Raw genomic sequence first — 22065 nt, 5'->3', positions numbered from 1 at the left:
ACGAAAGCCGATGTTGCCTTCAAGGTACGCTTTGACGACGGTGAGTTTGAATTGCTCTGAATACTTGGCCATTTGAACACCCCCATTAGGTCGGATTGGTGTCCAACTTCTTGGGGGCAGTCCACAGAGCGTACGGAACGAGCGTTTTTAACTGTCGTGCCTATGCTTCTGCGTTGCAGCGCCGTTCGAGACGCCTGGCCTCAGCTCAGGTCGGTTCAGCCCCGTCATTCATGAAGAATTCTCCACCTCGACTCAAACTCGCCATCGCGCCGGAACCATTCCCTGTCGCTGTTCTCAGATAGCAGTAGGCCGGGGCTGCTCATTAGCCCAGGCATATTCACTTAATACAGAGGGAAATGGCATGGGTATCATTGGAACCATCTTTATCGGCCTGATCGTTGGTCTGCTGGCTCGCTTTCTGAAGCCGGGCGACGACAGCATGGGCTGGATCATGACCATCGTGCTGGGTATCGCCGGCTCGCTCGCGGCCACTTACGGTGGTCAGGCGCTGGGTATCTATCAGGCGGGCGAAGGTGCAGGTTTCCTCGGTGCGCTGGTAGGTGCAATCATCCTGCTGGTTATCTACGGCATGATCAAAAAGAAATAACGTTTAATGTTCAGCCCTCTGTTCTGCGCGGCACAGAGGGCTAGAATGCGCGGCAACTCTTCCTCCTTTGCCGAGCTTTATCATGCGCCGCTTCTTGTTGATGACTCTTCTGCTGCTATCCGGGCTTGCACACGCCCAGTTGCCGGAAACCGACTGGCTTGAGTTGATGCCCAAGTCCGATCAAAAAGCCCTCGAAGCCATGCCCGAGATTGACCACAATTCTCCGGAAGCGATGGGCACCTTTGACAGCAAGGGTGGCTTGAAGCAGAGCAAGGGTCTGCCAGCGGTCATGTATTCGACCAAAACCGTCCCGGCAATGAACGGCAAGACGATTCGTCTCGGCGGCTACCCTGTGCCTCTGGAAACCGATGCCAAGGGCCGCAGTACGCTGTTCTTCATCGTGCCTTACCCAGGCGCCTGCATCCATGTTCCGCCACCACCGCCTAACCAGTTGGTGCTGGTGCGTTACCCCAAAGGCTTGAAACTGGATGATATCTACACACCACTGTGGGTAGAAGGCACCCTGAAAATCGAGAAGGTCAGTAACGATCTGGCTGATGCAGCGTATGCGATGGATGCGTCAAAGGTCCGTGTGGTGGTTGAATCGGACCTTTGATGGCAGATCTCTGATCAAATTTCGATCAGAGCGCCTCGCTCCAGATACTCACACCCAGAATATGCATCTGGTCGGGGGCCAGCGTCACCACGTCGTCCAGCACGTTGGCCGTTTCGACACAGACCATGCGCTGCCAGCCATCTGCTGCCATGTCGGTGAATTTGCCGGTTTTCTCGATCCACGGGTTCCACAGGATTGCTGATGTCGAGCCGGTGCTGCGGATGTGGATGCGGCGCTGCCATTGGGGGTCAACGATGCTGAGTACACCCGGCGTATCCTTGTAGATACGGTCGGTTTCGCCAGTGAACGTCAGGTCGCCCGCCTGTTCGCGTTCTTCCCAGTTTGCCAGGGTTTCGATGTAGCGCAGGCCGTCGAGCCCTTCGACGCTGACCTGACGAACATCGCTGACGGCGAAATAGGTGTGCAGCGCCTGGCTGATCACGACAGGTTCTGTGCCGCAGTTGTAGCTGACCAGGCTGACGTTCAGGGCATGGTCCAGACGGATGCTGAGTTTCAGGGCGACGTTGTGCGGCCAGCCTGGCAGGTGGCCTTCGGCCTGGGGAAGGACGAACTCCACCAGCAGTGCATCGACATCTGCTCCGATACCCAGCAACTGCCAATCCAGCGCTCGCACTTCGCCATGCGCCTTGGCGGGTTCGCTGCTGTCGCGCATTGCCTGCACGCTTTGCGGGTTGCGTTCCAGGTTACCGAACCACGGCCAGCAGATGGGCATGCCCGCGCGAATGGGTTTGCCTTGCTTGAAAACGGCTTCTTCATTCAGCCACACCAGAGGCTGCTGTCCGGCCACTTGATAGCTGAGGATATGTGCGCCCTGCTGAGCAACCAGCAGCTCTGCTTCTCCGTGGCGAATGCGCCAGCAGTTCAGTTCGTCGTACTGGACAGATTCAACGTTGGGTTCAACCGTGGATGTTGGCATGCAAAGTTCTCACTCAATGACCGTGACGAAAATAGACCGCTTCACGCGTGACGAGTTTAACCGTGCAGCCATCACTGGGCCGAGCAACCATTTACCGTCGTGCGGGAACCGAGCGTGTCCGCCCGCTGGAATCTATGGCCACGAACACGAATGCGGCCTCAGTGACCTTGCGCCATTCGCTGGTGACCGGGTCATCGCTCCACACTTCGACCATCATCTTGATCGAGGTGCGTCCGACTTCCAGGGTACGGGTATAGAAGGAAAGCTGTTCGCCAACCGCGACCGGAACCAGAAACGCCATGCGATCAATCGCAACGGTCGCTACACGGCCGCCGGCCACTTTACTGGCCATGGCTGTACCCGCCAGGTCCATCTGGGAGACCAACCAGCCGCCGAAGATGTCGCCAAAGCCATTGGTTTCGCGGGGAAGGGCGGTAATTTGCAGTGCGAGGTCGCCTTGCGGAGTTGGATCTTCTTGTTCGAGCTCGATCATGCCTAGGGTGCCTCTGACCCATGACTCTCATTATTGTATGCCGCGGTTAACAGGCGCCATTCAAAACCATGCGCATGAACATTGTGTGTCCAGCGCCGGTGTGGCCCATAGAGAAACTCTGCGAAACCCGCTGATTCAGACGTTTTCGCACAACTTCCCAGTGCTGCTGACGGCTTGCGAGTATATCGGGCGTTGCGTCATAGAACGACCGTCGGGTTTCCATTTTGTAATGATGCAGTTCTTGACATGTGTTTTTGAGAGCAATTTGCTATCTTGCTGGACCTCTACAGGTGACAAGACTGCCTGTACACGCAATTTTGGTGCCTATCTGCGCCTTTGCCCTCGACAATCGCTTCTGCACGGCACCCCGCAGCAGCCAGCGTTGCTGTCGCTTGCCCCTTTTTAAAGAACAAGTAAAGAGAAGCCTTGTCATGTCATCTGTTCCTTCAAGTTCCACGCAGCCTGCGCGGCCTTTGACCCGCAGCGATTACAAAACCCTTTCGCTGTCTGCTCTGGGTGGCGCGCTGGAGTTCTACGACTTCATCATTTTCGTGTTTTTTGCGGCGGTGGTCGGCAAGCTGTTTTTCCCGGTGGACATGCCTGACTGGCTGCGCATGATGCAGACGTTCGGCATTTTCGCCGCCGGTTATCTGGCGAGGCCACTGGGCGGCATTATCATGGCGCACTTCGGCGATCTGCTGGGGCGCAAGAAAATGTTCACGCTGAGCATTTTCATGATGGCGGTGCCGACTCTGATCATGGGCTTGCTGCCGACCTACGCGCAGATCGGCATGTGGGCGCCGATTCTCCTGCTCTTGATGCGCGTCATTCAGGGTGCTGCAATTGGCGGTGAAGTGCCGGGTGCCTGGGTATTCGTCTCCGAGCATGTACCCGCTCGTCGTGTCGGGTATGCCTGCGGCACCCTGACAGCCGGGCTGACAGCGGGCATCCTGCTGGGCTCGCTGGTCGCCACGGCGATCAATAGTATTTATACCCCGGTCGAAGTCTCGGATTACGCCTGGCGTATCCCTTTCCTGTTGGGCGGTGTGTTTGGCCTGATGTCGGTTTATCTGCGTCGTCTGTTGCACGAAACGCCGGTGTTCGCCGAACTGCAGCTGCGCAAGGCGCTGGCTGAAGAAGTGCCGCTCAAGGCGGTGCTGCGTGATCATCGTGGTGCCGTCGCACTATCGATGCTGATGACCTGGTTGCTCTCGGCCGGCATCATCGTCGTGATCCTGATGACGCCGACCATTCTGCAAACCATCTATGGCTTTCCGGCCGCTACGGCGCTGAAGGCCAACAGTCTGGCCATCGTGTTTCTCAGTCTGGGTTGCATCGCAGCGGGTGCCCTGGCGGATCGCTTTGGCGCCGGCTGGGTGTTTCTGTTGGGCAGCGCAGGTTTGCTGATCAGTTCCTGGACGTTCTATCACGTCCTTGGCAGCCATCCAGAGGTGCTGTTCCCGCTGTATGCCGTTACAGGGCTGTTCGTCGGCACTATCGGCGCGGTTCCTTACGTCATGGTCAAGGCTTTCCCGCCCGTGGTGCGCTTCTCCGGGCTGTCGTTCTCCTACAATCTGGCGTACGCCATTTTCGGGGGGCTGACGCCGATGGTGGTGACGTTCATGCTCAAGAGCAGCCCAATGGGCCCGGCCTGGTATGTCGCGATTCTCTGCGGCCTGGGCATGGCAATCGGCGTGTTTTTACTGACCAGAAAGCTTTGATCAGCACCAGCGGGTAAAACGCTCAAGGCATCCGCTACAGCGAAAGGCTATCTCCCTGCGAAGGGCGATAGCCTTTTCATCTTATTGTCATAATCAATTCATAGAGTAGTCACAAGACTGGCCCGAAAAGGCTTGTGAACACCTACATACCCTGCCAGGAGCGCAAGGATGACACTCAAGCGTTTGATGGCTGCACTGACATGGGTTGCCGCCAGCGTGATGGCAGCCAATACGCTGGCTGCCGTCGACCCTGCCATCAAGGCCTATACCAGGACCTCCGGTGTGTCGGGCAATCTCTCCAGTGTCGGCTCCGATACCCTGGCAAATCTCATGACCCTGTGGGCCGAGGCCTACAAGAAAGAATACCCAAGCGTTAACATCCAGATTCAAGCGGCTGGCTCTTCCACAGCGCCACCTGCGCTGACCGAAGGCACGGCCAATCTGGGGCCCATGAGCCGCAGGATGAAAGACGGCGAATTATCGGCTTTTGAGCAGAAGCACGGCTACAAACCGACCGCTATTCCGGTCGCTGTGGATGCATTGGCCGTATTCGTGCACAAGGACAATCCGATCAAGGGCCTGACCCTGCAGCAGGTGGACGCAATCTTTTCTGCGACCCGACTGTGTGGTGCCAGAGCGGATGCGAAAACCTGGGGTGATGTCGGTGTGAGTGGCAACCTGGCAGGCAAGCCGATTCAGTTGTTCGGTCGCAACTCGGTGTCCGGCACTTACGGTTACTTCAAGGAAGAAGCCCTGTGCAAAGGCGATTTCAAGGCCAACGTCAACGAACAGCCCGGTTCCGCCTCGGTGGTCAGCGCCATCAGCAATTCGCTTAACGGCATTGGCTACTCGGGCATCGGCTACAAGACATCCAATGTCAGGACCGTTCCGCTGGCGAAGAAGGAGGGGGGCGAGTTTGTCGAAGACAGCGAAGCCAACACTTTGAATGGCAGTTACCCCTTGTCGCGCTTTCTCTATGTTTATGTGAACAAGGCGCCCAATCAGCCTCTGGCACCGCTGGAAGCCGAGTTCGTTAAACTGGTGCTGTCCAGACAGGGCCAGGAAGTGGTGATGAAAGACGGTTACATTCCGCTGCCTGCTCGTGTGGTGGAAAAGACACTTGCCGATCTCGGCCTGCAGGATGCGAGCGGCCTGGCAGTAAAAAAGTAGTCACGTACAGCTTGCAAGCGAGGCTCAATGGACTGGCCTGCACACAAATTGATCAGTCCGCCGCCGGACTCATGGGCAGCGGGCTTTTCTGCGTCACCTTGCTGTAATGTTTTTGTCATACAAGGCGTCTACGGTGTGTGCGCATGAATGAGCTGTTCAAATCTTCGATGGATCAGAGTTCGCCCCCAGCGCGTATTGATTTCAATACGCCTGCGATGGTGAGAATGCGTCGTGTCCGTGCGTTCAAGGATCGTCTTACTCACTGGTACGTTGCTATCGGTGGCCTTGCCGTTCTGGCAGCTATCACACTGATCTTCTTCTATCTGACCTACGTCGTCGCGCCGCTCTTCAAAGGCGCAAGCCTTACCTCCGAACCCGTGTTGAATACCGCCTGGATGCAGGATGCGGGCGCGCCGTTGATGATCGCAATTGAAGAGCAGAACCAGATCGGGATGCGCATTTCCGACAAGGGCGAAGTCATCTTTTTCAACGTCAAGGATGGCGCAGAACTGCATAGGGTTACCTTGCCGCTGCCCGCTGGCGTATCTGTCGCTTCCATCGGCAAGGATCAGCCCGGCGCACCATTAATAGCTTTGGGCTTGTCCAATGGCCAGGTGCTGGTGTTCAGGCACTCGTACCTGACGACCTATCCGAACAACCAGAAAACCATCACCCCGAGCGTGGCCTGGCCCTACGGCGAAGCGCCTTTGGTGCTGGATGAGGACGGTCGCGCAGTCGAGCATGTGACCGTCAGTGCTGATGGCGACAGCCTCAAGCTGGCAGGGTCTACCGGTACTCAGTTGCACGTTATCTCGCTCGAGCAGAAAGAAAACATGATGACCGGCGAGATGATGCGTGAGCAGACGCGCATCGAGCTACCGCAGATGTCAGCCGCCGTTAAAGCGATTTACATCGACCCGCGCCAGCAATGGTTGTATGTCATCAATGGTCGCGCCCAGGCGGATGTGTTCAGCCTGCGCGACCGTACCCTCAATGGCCGCTATAAATTGCTGGAAGACGGTAACGCCGAGATCACGGCGAGTGCCCAACTGGTCGGCGGTATTTCGCTGATCATCGGCAACTCGAAGGGCAGCATCTCCCAGTGGTTCATGGCCCGTGACACTGACGGCGAGCAGCGCCTGATGCGCATCCGCGACTTCAAAATGGGCAGCGCACCTATCGAGCAGATCAAGGCTGAACAGCGGCGCAAGGGCTTCATTGCTCTGGACGCCTCGGGCAGGCTGGGCGTGTTCCACAGCACCGCGCACCGAACCTTGCTGATCGACAAGGTAACTGACGGTCCCGGCATTCTGGCGTTATCACCGCGTGCCAACCGTGTTCTGATCGAAAGCGCTGGCAAGCTGTTGCCGCTGGCGCTGGACAACCCGCACCCGGAAGTCTCCTGGAGTTCGCTTTGGGGCAAGGTCTGGTATGAGAATTACGACGAGCCCAAGTACGTTTGGCAATCCACGGCGTCCAACTCCGACTTCGAGCCGAAGCTGAGCCTGGCACCCTTGACCTATGGCACCCTGAAAGCGGCGTTCTACGCCATGTTGCTGGCCGCGCCGCTGGCCGTAGCTGCCGCGATCTACACCGCCTACTTCATGGCGCCGGGCATGCGCCGCAAGGTCAAGCCGGTGATTGAGTTGATGGAAGCGATGCCGACGGTGATTCTTGGTTTCTTTGCCGGATTGTTTCTGGCGCCGTACCTGGAAGGCCATTTGCCGGGCATCTTCAGCTTGCTGCTGCTTACGCCAATCGGCATTTTGCTGGCGGGCTTTTTCTGGACCCGTCTGCCTGATTCGCTTCGCCTGCGCGTGCCCGATGGCTGGGAAGGCGCGATCCTGATTCCCGTTGTGCTACTGGTGGGCTGGTTTTCACTGAGCATGAGCCCGCACCTGGAGAGCTGGTTCTTCGGCGGCGACATGAGCACATGGATCCGCGACCAACTGGGCATCACCTACGATCAGCGCAACGCATTGGTGGTCGGCATTGCAATGGGTTTCGCGGTGATCCCCAACATCTACTCGATTGCCGAAGACGCCGTGTTCAGCGTGCCGCGCAGCCTGACACTGGGTTCTCTGGCGCTGGGCGCGACGCCGTGGCAGACCCTGACACGGGTAGTCATTCTGACCGCCAGCCCGGGTATTTTTTCGGCCTTGATGATCGGCATGGGTCGGGCGGTGGGGGAAACCATGATTGTGCTGATGGCGACCGGCAACACGCCGATCATGGACATGAATCTGTTTGAAGGCATGCGCACACTGGCGGCCAATGTCGCGGTGGAGATGCCAGAGTCGGAAGTAGGCGGCAGCCATTATCGGGTCTTGTTTCTGGCGGCTTTGGTGCTGTTGATGTTCACCTTCGTGATGAACACCCTCGCAGAGTTGATTCGTCAGCGACTGCGCAAGCAATACTCGGCGTTGTAAGGAAGGTAGGCGTTGGTGAAGCGGAACTCCCTCAAGAGCTGGTTCAAAAGCGGCGCCCCTGGCGTCTGGATGAGTGCGGGTGCCGTATCCATCGCTGTCATCATGACCATCGGCCTGCTGGCGGTGATTGCCGTGCGGGGTCTTGGGCACTTTTGGCCCGCTGATCTGGTGGTTGCACGTTATGCGGTGCCCAATCAGGAATCGAGTGTGCTGGTCGGTGAGCGGGTCGAGCAGGAACAGGTCCCCCGCGCGCGTCTGAAAAGCGCGGGCCTGCCGGTGCCTGACCAAGGGCCTGAGTTCATGACCCGTGAGCTGTTCAAGGTCGGCAACCGTGACCTCAACCCCAGCGATTTCACCTGGGTTGTGGGCGACTGGCTGACCGACCAGAGCCGTCCTGCCGAGCTGATGACTCTGGAGCGCCGGGAGTGGGGCAATTTCTACGGCTATCTGGTCAACGTCAAAGAGGACGGCCGGATAGTGGCACAAGGCGAAGCTGCCTGGCCGATTCTGCAAGAGCGCATCAAGCGCGTCGAGAAGCTGGCTGACGAACTCTACATTCTGGAAAAGAAAGACATCGGGGCCATCAATCACGGTATTGAGCGCCTGCGTCTGCAGGCCCGCAAGCTGGAACTCAATGGCCGGCTCGATGCTGCTGCGCAAGCTGACATGGCAGCAGAACGTGCCGAGCTGGACGCGCGTTACAAGGTTATCGAGGGGCGCCTGGATGGCCTGCATGAGGCTTTTGATCGCGACAGCCTGACGGCACGCGATGGCAATGGCAAAGAAATCGAACTCAGCCTGGGCAAAGTGGTGCGTGCTTACCAGCCCAACGCGATGGGCACCGTTACCAAGCTGGGTTTCTACTTCCAGAAACTGTGGGAATTTCTCAGTGATGACCCTCGCGAAGCCAACACCGAAGGGGGGATTTTCCCGGCCATCTTCGGCACGGTGATGATGACCCTGATCATGGCGGTGATCGTGACGCCGTTCGGTGTGCTGGCCGCAGTTTACCTGCGCGAGTACGCGCGTCAGGGGCCGGTTACCCGGCTGATTCGCATTGCCGTGAACAACCTGGCCGGTGTACCAGCGATTGTGTACGGCGTGTTCGGCCTCGGGTTTTTCGTTTATGTGCTCGGCGGCTCGGTAGACCGGCTGTTCTTTCCTGAAGCGCTGCCAGCCCCGACGTTCGGTACGCCAGGCCTGTTATGGGCCTCGCTGACCCTGGCGCTGCTGGCCGTGCCGGTGGTGATCGTGGCCACCGAAGAAGGGTTGGCGCGTATTCCGCTGACCCTGCGCGAAGGCTCGCTGGCGCTGGGCGCGACCAAGGCCGAGACGCTGTGGAAGATTGTATTGCCAATGGCCAGCCCGGCGATGATGACCGGCCTGATTCTGGCGGTGGCGCGTGCTGCCGGGGAAGTTGCGCCCTTGATGCTGGTGGGCGTGGTCAAACTGGCCCCGTCGCTGCCGCTGGATGGCAACTATCCTTATCTGCATCTCGATCAGAAGATCATGCACCTGGGTTTCCACATTTACGACGTTGGCTTCCAGAGCCCCAACGTCGAAGCGGCACGCCCGCTGGTCTACGCCACCGCGCTGTTGCTGGTGCTGGTCATCGCCTTGCTCAATCTCTCTGCGGTGAGTATCCGTAACCATTTGCGGGAAAAATATAAGGCGCTCGACAATTGATCCCGAATTCGCCCTTTGGCAAACGCGGCAGTTCGATGAAGCGAATCGTTCGCACAGGAGCAATCCATGCAGCATGAAAGCCCGACCAATGGCATGAACATGTCGGCACTGAGGCGTCACAAGCAGCGCCTGGATCTGGCCGACGAGACCGTGGCTATCGAAGTGCCAGGTCTGAATCTGTTCTATGACGACAAGCAGGCGTTGTTCGATATTGCCCTGAATATCCCCAAGCAGAAGGTGACCTCGTTCATCGGTCCTTCCGGTTGCGGCAAGTCGACCCTGTTGCGCAGTTTCAATCGCATGAACGATCTGGTCGATGGCTGCCGCGTTGAAGGCGCGATCAACCTGTACGGTCACAACATCTACACCAAAGGCGAGGAAGTGGCTGAATTGCGTCGGCGCGTTGGCATGGTGTTCCAGAAGCCGAACCCGTTCCCCAAGACGATTTATGAAAACGTGGTCTACGGCCTGCGCATTCAGGGTATCAACAAGAAGCGCGTACTCGATGAAGCTGTCGAGTGGGCGCTGAAAGCCTCTGCGCTCTGGGATGAGGTCAAGGATCGACTGCATGAGTCGGCGTTGGGTTTGTCCGGAGGGCAGCAACAGCGTCTGGTCATTGCCCGAACGATCGCCGTGGAGCCAGAAGTCCTGCTGCTCGACGAACCCTGTTCGGCGCTTGACCCGATTTCGACTCTCAAGGTCGAAGAACTGATCTACGAACTGAAATCGAAATACACCATTGTGATCGTTACCCACAACATGCAGCAGGCGGCTCGGGTGTCGGATTACACCGCGTTTATGTACATGGGCAAACTCGTCGAGTTCGGTGATACGGATACCTTGTTCACCAACCCGGCAAAAAAACAGACAGAAGACTACATCACCGGTCGTTACGGCTAGGACGTGCTTCGTCAGACCTGAACCACCGCTGCGTTTTCGCAATTAACCGGACGTTCAAAGGACACCCAGCATGATCCACAAAGACAGCCATACGCATCACATTTCCCAACAGTTCAACGCTGAACTCGAAGACGTTCGCAGCCATTTGCTCGAAATGGGTGGCTTGGTCGAGAAGCAGGTGAACGATTCTGTCACGGCACTGATCGAGGCCGACTCCGGTCTTGCCCAGCGCGTTCGCGAGGTCGACGACCGGATCAATCAGATGGAGCGCAGCATCGACGAAGAATGCCTGCGCATTCTGGCCCGTCGCCAGCCTGCGGCTTCCGATCTGCGCCTGATCATCAGCATTTCCAAGTCGGTGATCGACCTGGAGCGCATCGGGGATGAAGCCACCAAAATCGCCCGCCGTGCCATCAAACTTTGCGAAGAGGGCGAAGCACCGCGCGGTTACGTCGAGGTTCGTCATATCGGTGATCAGGTGCGCAACATGGTGCGCGATGCCCTGGACTCGTTCGCGCGCTTCGACGCCGAGCTGGCCCTGTCGGTCGCGCAGTACGACAAGACCATCGACCGTGAATACAAAACCGCCCTGCGCGAGCTGGCGACCTACATGATGGAAGATCCACGCTCTATCTCCCGTGTGCTTGATGTCATCTGGGTGCTTCGCTCTCTGGAGCGTATCGGCGACCATGCACGCAACATTTCCGAGCTGGTGATTTATCTGGTGCGTGGCACCGACGTGCGGCACATGGGGCTCAAGCGCATGAAGGAAGAAGTACAGGGTATATCGAGCGAAACCGCTAATGTTCCGGGCGACGCTGACGATAAGTAAGATTGCCTGCGAGAAAAACGCCCAGCATGCGCTGGGCGTTTTTCGTTGTGCAGACGAGTATTCCCGTCGCCTGCGGATTAAATGTCGCGGCGCAGTCAATCAATATGGCAGTTGGCCACTGGTCAACGCTATGCTTGCCGAAACAAAGGGCGTGTTGGCATACCGCAGTTCGCCTCCAGGTGAACACGCCCGCAGGAGCGTCGATGAGTAAGGTCAGTGTATTGGTGGTGGATGACGCGACTTTCATTCGCGACTTGGTCAAGAAAGGGCTGCGCAATTATTTTCCCGGGATTCATACCGAGGACGCAGTCAATGGTCGCAAGGCTCAGGCGTTACTGGGCAAAGAGTCGTTCGATCTGATTCTGTGCGACTGGGAAATGCCCGAGATGTCCGGCCTGGAGCTGTTGGCATGGTGCCGCGAGCAGGACAATTACCTGAGAACCGTGCCGTTCATCATGGTGACCAGCCGTGGTGACAAGGAAAACGTCGTGCAGGCGATTCAGGCCGGCGTGACCGATTTTGTCGGCAAACCGTTCACCAACGAGCAGTTGCTGACCAAGGTCAAGAAGGCTCTGGCGAAGGTCGGCAAGCTTGATGCGGTGATGTCCACAGCTCCGGCACGCATGAACTCGCCGCTCAATGACTCGCTCAGTGCATTGACTGGCGGCAAGGCCGAAGTGGTTCGCGCAGCACCAGCACAAGCAGCAGCGCCTGCTGGTATCGCCAAAGCACAGCCGGTTGCAGCCAAATCGGCGGAGCCTGCCGGTCGTGGACAGGGCCAGTTGCGCCTGCCCAACGGCATTCAGCCGTGCGTGATAAAGGCGTTGACGCTGAAAGACGCCACACTGGTCATACGCGTCAGCGAAAACCTGCCACAGGTGCTCGACAGCGCGGTACTGGACCTTGAGCAAGGCGAGAGCAACGAGGTCGCACGACTGAATGGCTACCTGCACTCCGTTGCCGCGTTCGAGCAGAAGCCTGACAGTGAATGGCTGCAAGTGACTTTCCGCTTTGTCGATCAGGATGCGCAGAAGCTCGACTACCTGTCGCGTCTGATCGCACGTGGCACCGCTCAGAAGCACTTTATCCCTGGAGCCTGATACACGCTCCTGCTGCTGACTGGCATGCCGGCGCTCGCGTTGGCATGCGCCCTACAGTCAGCGATGTTGTTTCCTGCGTACTCTATGCAGATGCGCTTCTTTCGCGGTGGCGCGAGGTTCTATTTAGTTTTTCCAGTCGCATGAAAATGCAAATACCTACTGGAAAGCTACCCAATGACTTCAACCCCGCTGCAATCAACCCCCGACTTTGCAACTGATCATGCTGCGCTCGTCGTAACCAGTCGCTCCGCTTTGGGCCTGTTCTGCGAAGCTCTTGTCGGCCTCACACCGGTTGCCGAGTACCACGATAAAACCCTTCTGAGTTCGCTCGATCAGCAGTTGGCCAAGCCTGAAGTACAGGCGTCGCTAGCGCTCAGGCTGACAGCAATACGCCATAACGAAGACCGCGAACTGCAGGTCGATCCGTCGACAGCCATGTCACTGAATACCCGGGCCGAATATCTGCGCAAGATAGCGACCCATGTGGTTAATCCCGATAAAGCGCGCTGGCTGGATGCAGCCATCCAGGACGCAACCAAAGCACCGGGTATGCGCGCGCTTTCGCTGGCGATCAGCCTCAGGTCCGAGCATTCAAGGTTATCGTTCGAGTCACTGATAGCGCTTGCTGCCGTGCTGCTGATGCCGGTGTTGCATTCAAGCGCGGAACCCGACGCGTCGTTGCCCAACGCCCAGAGCCTGAATGTAGATGTCCCGTCGCTGAATAGCTGGAGCACGGTGCGGCACCTCGATTACCTGTTTCAGCAATCGGGTATCGAACTGTTGTGCGAGCGTGACGGCAAAGAAAGCTTCCTGCGGTTCAGCCCCCACGACACCTGGCATGCTTTGAGCCAGACCGCCCAGTTCCAATCTGTCTTCGCCCCGCTGCTCGGTTACATGGACTGGTACGGAGGGCGTCCTGGTGAACAGGCATCGCCACGCATCACGCAGGCGCTTGCCGGGCGTGTGATTGCTGATCAGGTTGCGGTGACCGTGCAGCTCAATGGCGAGTCGCTGGAAACGGCCCTGCGTCGCGGATGGGTATGCGAGTACAGCCACATCCAGATTCGCGACAGGGTTCGTCAGCTGGTTCGCGCGCACTATCCAGATGCACTCTCAAGCACCCTCGACATGCTGTGTTACCTGTTTTTACGCGAGGCGATGCCTGAGCTTTTGGTAGCGAACGTCCCCGATCATCTTCAATACGGACGCTCGTTGCAAAGTGTCGCGTTCATCCACGGCGTTGCGCTGGTCGAAGCGCTGACGCCAGGCCTTTCGCAAATAACCCCGTATGACGAGTTGGTCAGGGTCAGCGTCGACCTGGCTCAGTCGAGCGATGCCGGGGTTCATGCCTTGTGGGCGAGAACGCTGGTTGTCCCGGCCTTGCGCTACGCCACTGCACAGAGCGTTATTCAATGGTCGGGGGCTGACGATGTGCATCAGGCAAGTGCCGAGCAGATCGGTCAGGCGCTGGCGCACCTGAACGCTCAGCAGACGTTGCACGCTGGTGAACTGAACAGCCTGCTGGGAATAAAACCGCCAGACCGTAAAAAGCTGGCGCAGCAGATGCTGGAGAAAGCCGGCGTCGATCCCAGGCTCTGGGATCAGAGCATAAAAATCGATCACTGGCCGATTTTGCAGGAGCACGGGTTCACGGTAATAGCGTCCTACTCCTTCGATCGCTTGATGGCTGCTGGCAGACCTCAAGCGTCGGTTGTCGAACTGGTGATGATGGGCGAGGTGTATATCGAGGGGCAGCCTGCGATTCCCGATGCCTACGCCAGTGCATTCGACCTGTTTCAGAAATCGCTGGTCAGTGCACAAACCAGCATTATCAAGCGATTGTTGTGCGAAATGCAGGTGCAACATCGAAATACCCTGTTGAGCTCGACCTGCGAGGTCAGCCGGGTGCGATTCGGCGCGCAGGAGGGTACGCAGGGGCTCTTTATTCGCTGCCAGGAAGGCGACCGTCGCAGTGACTTTCACGGTCACTCCGTGAGCGAACGCTTTTTCGAACTGATACCGGCCGCTGGTGTGGCCGGGGAGGCGCATCAGGCGTTCACCTATAAGGTCGAGGGTGTCACGTGGTCAGGCACTATTCCTATCACCGAAGCCTTCAAACGCAAAGAGGCGCACCAGCGGCGTATCGAAAAGGCCAGTGTTACACCCTTATGGCCAATGGACAGCGACGCTTACCTCACGGGGGCTGTTTCGCGCTCCTCGGCCGCCTGTAACCGGCCGCAGCAAGGGACGCTGATCCCTTCTGCAGACTTGATCTACCACGTAGCTGCCGATCAGCAGAGCGCTCTGGAAAACCTGGCGAACCAGGCCGCAGGACACTTGCTTGCCCGTTTTCTTGAGCAAAGCAAGGCGCTGCATCTGCACGAAACCGAATGGGAAAAAGTCTGGGCGAACGAACGCGAGTACGCCGATATTGCTGCCCGCCTGATCATTCCTTTTTATGGCTGTATCAAGGATCTGGCAGACGGTGACCGGTCGAGCGGCGTGATAACCGGCTGCGTGATGGATATGGCCTTTGCGCTGATTCCGTTGGGGCAGTTAGCCAGTTCGACGGCTCGAATAATCCTGCGGGCTGGCGAAATGAGCGTCGAGTCGGTTGCCAGGCTCGCCAGCAAGGCGGTCGGCAAATTGATCGTCGGGCTGGCAGAGCAGAGTGGCGTGTTCACGGTGCGAGACCTCGGGCGCTGCGGGTTGAAACTCGGTCCGCATGGCTGGTCTGCGTTGCTGGAGGAGGTGCCGTCGCTACGCGCCGTGTTTTCATCGCAGTCAGTGCTCGATACCGTCTTCGGTCTGGACAAGGGCGTGTATCGACTAGCCGACAGCCTGGCAACTCCACTGCCTGTGAGCGTGGAGTCTGTGGACAGGATCGTAATGGTCGATGGCAGAAGTGATGTGGTTGTGCGCGATGTCAGTACAGCGCAAGAGCCTGACTTCAGGCTGTCCGATCCTCGATCCGGCGCAGTATTCGGGAAAAGGCTGACGCCCTTGTCACACGATAACCTCACGGAGTTTTCAATTTTTTCAGCGCAGGAGCGTATAGGCCCCGATCACTACCCGGTCATCGCGCCAGTAATCCCGGTCGATGACGGTGCCTTCGAGATACGCATTGTTGAAGGCTGCAACGTGCTGACCATCGAGAGGGAAGAGGGGGTATTCGATATCCTCGTTGACCAGCAGATCTACCATCTCGATACCAGCGCGCCTGATGCCGCATTGCGCAAGTTGGCGGTCGAGAAGCTTTCTCTACGCTCTGGAGTATTGCAGGAAGTCGAAAATATCTGCCGGGTTAGACGTAACCTGATACAGGCGCCCTGCACCAACGGTGTTAAGTTGAAAACGCCTGCGCCAGAGCCAATCAGCGATGGCTCTACGTCCCCGATACGCACTGGCAAATACCCGAGCAATGCCATGGACGCTCGTGAATTCGCTCTGGCCAGATTCTCGCTGGGTGCCGACTCCGCAATCCCGGACATTGATGTATTCGTCAATGAAGGCAAGTTCTGCAAATGGGCTGATCCTGCTGAACCATCGGCTTCAACCTCGGCGCAAATACCTGCCGGAAAAGTGGTTGCACCGCTTTCGGAAGCCGAGCTGGCACTCTTTGCGCTGCCCGCAACCCCGGTTTATCTGCCAGAGTTTCCCGGCGCACTTACGGAGAAGGGGCTGTTGGGTCTGCCGGAAAATTTCCCGATCCAGGATGCGGTCTGGATATATGTACACATACCTGTGATCGAGCTCGGACCTATCGCTTTGGGCATCGGGGATGCCCGGACCCTGCGGGGTATCCGACTGGATATAGATAACGCGTCGTGGATATTTGTCGAGCCAGACACTGGCGTTTTTTACAGGGCTCTTGCCTCTGGGGCCCCGCTGAACTTGAAGTTCTCCCGTGTCACCGACGTCGCGCAGATCAATGAGTACATCAGAGTCTCCGAACAGTATCGATTGGTTCTTGAGTTTCCCGATGCCGAGAAGGATCAGAAAAATATTGCACGCCTGCTGTTTGACCTATTGGACGACTCGTCAAGGGATAAATGGAGCGTGTCCTGGGGAAAGCTAGTTACAAACTATGATGAATACGTGCAATGGCGCACGGCCAATCAGGAGCCGAATGATCTTCTGAGGTTTGCTGCCAATATCATGTCTGGCGAAGAGATCCAGAAGAGATTCGTTGAGCTGGCCAGGAACAGTATTCCGGATTTCAAGAAAATCACTCAGCGAACCCTGCCCGAGCAGCAGCACATTGTTGAAGTGCTCAATCATTTGCTGCCCACACAAGGCTCTCCGGTCAAATGGGAGAAACTGAATCTGGGGAGTATCGTGACGCCCAAGGCATCCAAAAAAATAATGAGGCAAGTCAGGGGCGCTAATCTGTCTTTCCTGCAGGCTTATACCGAGTCCGGCGAGCGGGTTGTGTACTACGCGCTTTCCGGTGGTAATAAGGCCCGAGACCTGAAGCTGCAACTGGATGTCGCCGAGAGTACCGAGTGCGTCATTGATGGCGTGATTTATCGCGATGCGCGGGCCCGCATGGCAGGGCGTCAGCCTGACCCGGGTTTTACCAGCCTGCCGGTGATCAGGGACGTCGATCATCTGGTCGTCAGGACATTCGGGCGTCACCTCGATTCGGAAAGGCTGATTGCGACGATCTTCAAAGAAGACATGGCAGCGACCAAGCTGACCCATATCAAGGTGTTTACTGTGATGGACACTTGCCGTTCCTGTGGCGGCTTCGTTCTGCCTCGCCTGAAGCTTGACTTCCCGGATGCGCAATTTTCTGTGACTTACCTGAAGCCTTATCAAGCTGTCTGACTGTATTCACCTCGCGCAGTGTTGCAACGACGCTGCGCGTCTTATGCCTGGCGTGGGTTGTCTGGCGCGTTATTCATGTCCGATTGATACCGCCGAGTCCTCTTCTGCCTGCAAGGCTGCTAGGCTTGGCACCCAGTGCCCTTGAACCCGAACGTCTCTGATGCTTGAACGCCTGATTATCCTGTTTATCCTGACGTTGACTGTGCAGTCGGCCGGGGCAGTCACGATCTATAAATTCACCGATGCCGATGGCGTGGTGTCGTTCTCGGACCGGCCAACGCCCGGCGCATCGGTCATGGTGTTTCGGGACCGGATGGTCGAGCGTATCGACGGCCAGGTGCACCTGAGTGTCAAACGCGAAAAGGGCGTGCACAGCCTGTACGTGCGCAACGATCTATACGCGCCGGTCGAGGTCGAACTCAAGCTTTCCAGTGTGACCAACGTGCTGGGTGTCTCTGGCTCGTCAGCAACGCTGCGGCGCACGATCCCTGCGCGCAGTAACGAACGCGTGGTGGTGCTTAGCCCTAAAGTGGGGAGCAAGCCGATGAACTACGCCTCGGTGCTGACTTCAACCCTGGGCGACCCCACAGGTTCGGTGCAGGCCTATAAATACCCCTTGCCGTGGATCGGCGGACCGTTTCGCCTGACGCAGGGGCCGAATGGCAAATACAGTCATTACGGCGTCAAGAGTCGCTATGCGATGGACATTGCCATGCCCGAAGGCACACCGATCATCGCCGCACGCGGCGGTACGGTGGTAAAGATCGAAAACAGCCAGTCAGGCAGGGGGGCGAATGCGTCAGGCAACTTTGTGCGGATTCTGCACGACGACGGCACGATGGGCGTCTACCTGCACCTGATGCGCGGTTCGGTGAGTGTCAGGGAAGGTCAGCGGGTCAGCGTCGGAGCCGCGCTGGCGCGGTCGGGTAATACCGGCAACAGCACCGGCCCGCATCTGCACTTTGTCGTGCAACGCAACTCGGGCCATGATCTGGTATCGGTCCCCTACGAGTTCGCCAGGCCGGTGCAGAGCCTGCCCAACTTCGCCGTCGGCGGAAATTGACTGCTGGAGCGGACCTTGCATTTCTTGACTATCGTGCCCACGCTGGCGTGAGGAACGATAGACGTTCGGGAGAGCACCTATCGTGCCCACGCTCCGCGTGGGTATGCAGTTCTGGACGCTCTGCGTCCGCTCATGAAGGGGTGAAACTGATAGGGTCAGTCCAGCTTCAGCACTTTGGCCAGGACGATTTTCGGGCCTTTCATCTTCTTGATGATGATGCGCAGGCCTTCGACTTCCATTTGCTCTTCTTCTTCTGGCACGCGCTTGAGTGTGTCGTAGATCAGACCGGCCAGTGTCTCGGCTTCGATGTGGTCCAGATCGATGCCCAGCAGACGCTCGATCTTGAACAACGGTGTATCGCCCCGCACCAGCAGTTTGCCCGGCTGATACGCGAGAATGCCGCGTTCCACCTTGCGATGTTCGTCCTGGATGTCGCCCACCAGCACTTCAAGCACATCCTCCATGGTCAGGTAGCCGACGATCTTGCCGTCGGCTTCCTCGACCACGGCGAAGTGCGCGCCGCCCTTGCGAAACTGCTCCAGCAGCTGCGAAAGCGGCATGTGTCGCGAAACACGCTCCAGAGGGCGGGTAAGTTCAGCCAGGTTGAACGACTCCGGGATGTGGTCCAGTGCCGCCAGTTCCAGCAGCAGGTCCTTGATGTGCAGCAGGCCGACAAACTCGCCACGTTCAGCGTCATACAGCGGGTAACGGCTGAATTTGTGGCGGCGAAACAAGGCGAGGATTTCCTTGAGAGGCGCATTGAAGTCCAGTGACACCATGTCTTCGCGGGAGTTAGCCCAGTCGACCACTTCCAGTTCGCCCATTTCGACAGCAGACGCCAGCACGCGCATGCCCTGATCGCTGGGGTCCTGGCCACGGCTGGAGTGAAGAATCAGTTTCAGCTCATCGCGGCTGTAGCTGTGTTCGTGATGCGGACCGGGTTCACCCTGGCCTGCGATGCGCAAAATGGCGTTGGCGCTGGCATTGAGCAGGTAGATCGCCGGGTACATCAACCAATAGAAGAAGTACAACGGGGCCGCTGTCCACAGCGACAGCAGTTCCGGTTTGCGGATCGCCCAGGATTTGGGGGCCAGTTCGCCGATGACAATGTGCAGATAGGAAATGATGAAGAACGCAGTGAAGAACGACACGCCCTTGATCAGCTCCGGAGTGTCGACGCCCAACGCTGCGAGCAACGGCTCCAGCAGATGCGCGAACGCCGGCTCGCCGACCCAGCCCAGGCCCAGGGAGGCGAGGGTGATACCCAGTTGGCAGGCTGAAAGGTAGGCATCCAGCTGGCCGTGTACCTTGCGCAGAATGTGCCCGCGCCAGCCGTTCTTGTCGGCAATGGCTTCAACCTTGGTCGAGCGCAGTTTGACCATGGCGAACTCTGCCGCAACGAAAAAGCCGTTGAGCAGGACCAGGAACAAAGCAAAAAGAATCATGCCGAAATCGGCGAAGAGTGAAGACAGGTTGAAACTAGGGGAAGGGTCCATGATGGGGTTTTGCAGGGTCCGTATTAACAGAAGAGGGTAATGTCACGCCAGAGAAGACGCTATGAACCCGGCAATGTAGCGGCTCAAGGCGCGATTGCCTAGTAGTCTGAATCGTCGTTCAAGGGTTTGGACAATTGGCCGCTGGCAAAGTGACAGGTAAAAACACTGCCCTTGCCGGGAACACTGTTGATTTCAAGGTTGCCGCGATGGCGCAGCAGCACATGTTTGACAATGGCCAGACCAAGCCCTGTACCGCCGGTATTCGATGCGCGGCTGGTATCGACCCGGTAGAAACGTTCGGTCAGGCGCGGCAGGTGTTTGGTCTCGATACCGATCCCCGAATCTTGCACGCTCAGGTGCGCGCCCCGCTCGTCGGCCCACCAGCGGATACGGATGATGCCTTCTGCCGGGGTGTACTTGACGGCATTGAAGATCAGGTTGGAAAACGCGCTGCGCAGTTCGCTCTCGCTGCCCTTGAGGCGCATATCGCTTTCCAGGCTCAGGTGGATCTGCTGGTTTTTGCTGCCCGACAAAGCGTTGGCATCGGCGGTGATGGTCTTGAGCAAGGTATTGACCCGCACCGGGTGATTGTCCGATGGGTAATCGGTGGCCTCGAGCTTGGCCAGCAACAGCAGGTCGTTGAGCAGCGTCTGCATGCGCCCGCCTTGCTGATGCATCTGTTGCAGCGCCCGCACCCAGCGTGGATTGACCTCGTCCACGTTATCGAGCAGAGTTTCCAGATAACCGAAGATCACCGTCAGCGGCGTGCGCAACTCATGGGACACGTTGGCGACGAAGTCTTTGCGCATCTGCTCCAGCTGATGGATACGCGTCACGTCGCGCACCAGCATCAGGTGCTCGTTGTTGCCGTAACGGGTAATCAACAACTGAATGCGCAAGCGATCATTGGTCGGTGAGGGGATTTCCAGCGGTTCGCTGTAGTCGCCCAGCGCAAAGTACTCCTTGAAGCGCGGGTGCCGAACCAGGTTGGTCACGGGCTGACCACTGTCCTGCGGCGTCTTTAAACCCAGCAGGATTTCAGCGGCACGGTTCCACCACTCCAGATTGCCTTCGCTGTCGAGCATGATCACGGCATCGCGCAGGGCGGCGGTGGATTCCTGTACCCGGTCGATGACTGCCTGGAGGCGTCCGCGGACACGCTGATCACGGCGTTGCAGATGGTAGATGCTGTCGAACACTTCGCCCCACAGACCATAACCGTCCGGAGGAGGCTCATCAGCCTTGTGACTGCTCAGCCAGTCATGCAGGCGCAGCAGTTGTTTGAGGGTCCAGGCCAGATACAGGCCCAAGCCGGTGGCCAGGCTCCAGCCATACTGCCCACTGATCAAGCCGACCAACAGGCAGGCGGTGACCAGCAACAACATGTGGCGTATCAGGGTGCCGTGCCAATTTTGATTCAATTAAGGGTAAATCCTTGTCTGGTCTGCACTGGCCATTGCCTTGCGTCGACGCAGCGGTTGTCAGCTCTTGGTCGAGAAACGATAGCCAGTGCCGCGCACGGTTTGTACCAGATTTTCATACGCATCCCCCAAGGCCTTGCGCAGGCGGCGGATGTGCACATCGACCGTACGCTCTTCGACGTAGACGTTGCCGCCCCAGACCTGATCCAGCAACTGGCCACGTGTGTAGGCGCGCTCCTGGTGGGTCATGAAGAATTGCAGCAGACGGTATTCGGTGGGGCCCATTTCAGCCGGTTTGCCGTCGATGGTGACGCGATGGCTGATCGGGTCGAGCAGCAGACCGCCGACTTCTATAGGTGCTTCGCCGTCAGTCGGGCCGGCACGACGCAGCACGGCCTTGAGGCGCGCCACCAGTTCGCGGGGCGAGAAAGGCTTGGTGATGTAATCGTCAGCGCCGACCTCCAGGCCCTGGATCTTGTTGTCCTCTTCACCCTTGGCAGTGAGCATGATGATCGGGATATCCCCGGTCAGTTCATCACGCTTGAGGCGACGGGCCAGTTCGATGCCGGATGTGCCAGGCAGCATCCAGTCGAGCAGAATCAGGTCAGGTTTGCGGTCGACGATAATCGCATGGGCCTGCTGAGAGTTTTCGGCTTCAATACAGTCGTATCCAGCCATTTCCAACGCAACGGCGATCATTTCACGAATAGGCGCTTCGTCGTCAACGATCAGGATGCTCCTGCCAGCCATGCTCGAACCTCTTG

16 protein-coding genes are annotated in these 22065 nt (G+C 57.9%); 11 read left to right on the top strand and 5 right to left on the bottom strand.

What is annotated here, in order from left to right; translation table 11 throughout:
* Positions 1–361 precede the first annotated feature (361 nt).
* Both RGM3321_RS01720 and RGM3321_RS01715 read left to right on the top strand, forming a co-directional pair.
* Complete coding sequence (locus RGM3321_RS01720; protein ID WP_002555896.1) at positions 362–607, top strand: GlsB/YeaQ/YmgE family stress response membrane protein; 246 nt, start codon at positions 362–364, stop codon at positions 605–607.
* A gap of 82 nt (positions 608–689) precedes the next feature.
* Entirely contained in the window at positions 690–1223 is a 534-nt protein-coding gene (locus RGM3321_RS01715; RefSeq protein WP_244391276.1) for a DUF3299 domain-containing protein, read from the top strand.
* Between the two features lie 25 nt (positions 1224–1248).
* Here RGM3321_RS01715 and RGM3321_RS01710 read toward each other — a convergent pair whose 3' ends face one another.
* Together RGM3321_RS01710 and RGM3321_RS01705 are read right to left on the bottom strand one after the other, a co-directional pair.
* A complete protein-coding gene (locus RGM3321_RS01710) occupies positions 1249–2160 on the bottom strand; it encodes a D-hexose-6-phosphate mutarotase (protein ID WP_244391275.1) in 912 nt (303 codons plus the stop codon).
* Between the two features lie 91 nt (positions 2161–2251).
* On the bottom strand, positions 2252–2653 hold the full coding sequence (locus RGM3321_RS01705) for an acyl-CoA thioesterase (RefSeq protein WP_003378389.1): 402 nt from the start codon (positions 2651–2653) through the stop codon (positions 2252–2254).
* Positions 2654–3084: 431 nt separating this feature from the next.
* On the opposite strand from RGM3321_RS01705, the gene RGM3321_RS01700 reads away from it, so the two are divergent.
* The 9 genes from RGM3321_RS01700 (at position 3085) to RGM3321_RS01660 (ending at position 18384) form a co-directional block, all read left to right on the top strand.
* Positions 3085–4374 carry an MFS transporter gene (locus tag RGM3321_RS01700; RefSeq protein WP_244391274.1) on the top strand — a complete coding sequence of 430 codons (1290 nt, stop codon included), beginning with the start codon at positions 3085–3087 and terminating at the stop codon, positions 4372–4374.
* 168 nt (positions 4375–4542) lie between these two features.
* Positions 4543–5544: a phosphate ABC transporter substrate-binding protein PstS gene (locus RGM3321_RS01695; RefSeq protein ID WP_244391273.1), complete on the top strand. Its 1002-nt coding sequence runs from the start codon at positions 4543–4545 to the stop codon at positions 5542–5544.
* Positions 5545–5687: 143 nt separating this feature from the next.
* A complete protein-coding gene (locus RGM3321_RS01690) occupies positions 5688–7973 on the top strand; it encodes an ABC transporter permease subunit (protein WP_244391272.1) in 2286 nt (761 codons plus the stop codon).
* A gap of 69 nt (positions 7974–8042) precedes the next feature.
* The gene (gene pstA, locus RGM3321_RS01685) at positions 8043–9659 is read left to right on the top strand and encodes a phosphate ABC transporter permease PstA (protein ID WP_170947386.1); all 1617 of its coding nucleotides are present in this window, start codon (positions 8043–8045) and stop codon (positions 9657–9659) included.
* Positions 9660–9725: 66 nt separating this feature from the next.
* Complete coding sequence (pstB, locus tag RGM3321_RS01680; protein WP_244391271.1) at positions 9726–10559, top strand: phosphate ABC transporter ATP-binding protein PstB; 834 nt, start codon at positions 9726–9728, stop codon at positions 10557–10559.
* A 70-nt stretch (positions 10560–10629) separates the two neighbouring features.
* On the top strand, positions 10630–11391 hold the full coding sequence (phoU, locus tag RGM3321_RS01675; protein ID WP_002555887.1) for a phosphate signaling complex protein PhoU: 762 nt from the start codon (positions 10630–10632) through the stop codon (positions 11389–11391).
* Between the two features lie 203 nt (positions 11392–11594).
* Positions 11595–12491 (top strand): response regulator, encoded by an 897-nt coding sequence (locus tag RGM3321_RS01670; protein ID WP_244391270.1) that lies wholly within the window; start codon positions 11595–11597, stop codon positions 12489–12491.
* 174 nt (positions 12492–12665) lie between these two features.
* Positions 12666–17321, top strand: a complete 4656-nt coding sequence (locus RGM3321_RS01665) for a deaminase domain-containing protein (protein WP_244391269.1) — start codon at positions 12666–12668, stop codon at positions 17319–17321.
* 160 nt (positions 17322–17481) lie between these two features.
* Positions 17482–18384, top strand: a complete 903-nt coding sequence (locus RGM3321_RS01660; protein ID WP_244391268.1) for a M23 family metallopeptidase — start codon at positions 17482–17484, stop codon at positions 18382–18384.
* 155 nt (positions 18385–18539) lie between these two features.
* On the opposite strand, the gene RGM3321_RS01655 is transcribed toward RGM3321_RS01660, so the two are convergent.
* The 3 genes from RGM3321_RS01655 to phoB all read right to left on the bottom strand — a co-directional run bounded on the left by RGM3321_RS01655 (position 18540) and on the right by phoB (position 22051).
* On the bottom strand, positions 18540–19880 hold the full coding sequence (locus tag RGM3321_RS01655) for a hemolysin family protein (protein ID WP_002555884.1): 1341 nt from the start codon (positions 19878–19880) through the stop codon (positions 18540–18542).
* A gap of 98 nt (positions 19881–19978) precedes the next feature.
* Complete coding sequence (gene phoR / locus RGM3321_RS01650; RefSeq protein WP_279613873.1) at positions 19979–21301, bottom strand: phosphate regulon sensor histidine kinase PhoR; 1323 nt, start codon at positions 21299–21301, stop codon at positions 19979–19981.
* Between the two features lie 60 nt (positions 21302–21361).
* Positions 21362–22051, bottom strand: coding sequence for a phosphate regulon transcriptional regulator PhoB (gene phoB / locus RGM3321_RS01645; RefSeq protein ID WP_002555882.1), 690 nt, complete (start codon positions 22049–22051; stop codon positions 21362–21364).
* Positions 22052–22065: the final 14 nt, after the last annotated feature.

This window comes from Pseudomonas sp. RGM 3321, from assembly GCF_022836805.1.
GTDB lineage: Bacteria > Pseudomonadota > Gammaproteobacteria > Pseudomonadales > Pseudomonadaceae > Aquipseudomonas.
The sequence above is the reverse complement of the archived record's forward strand: the minus strand, read 5'-3'. Positions and strand labels throughout refer to the sequence as shown.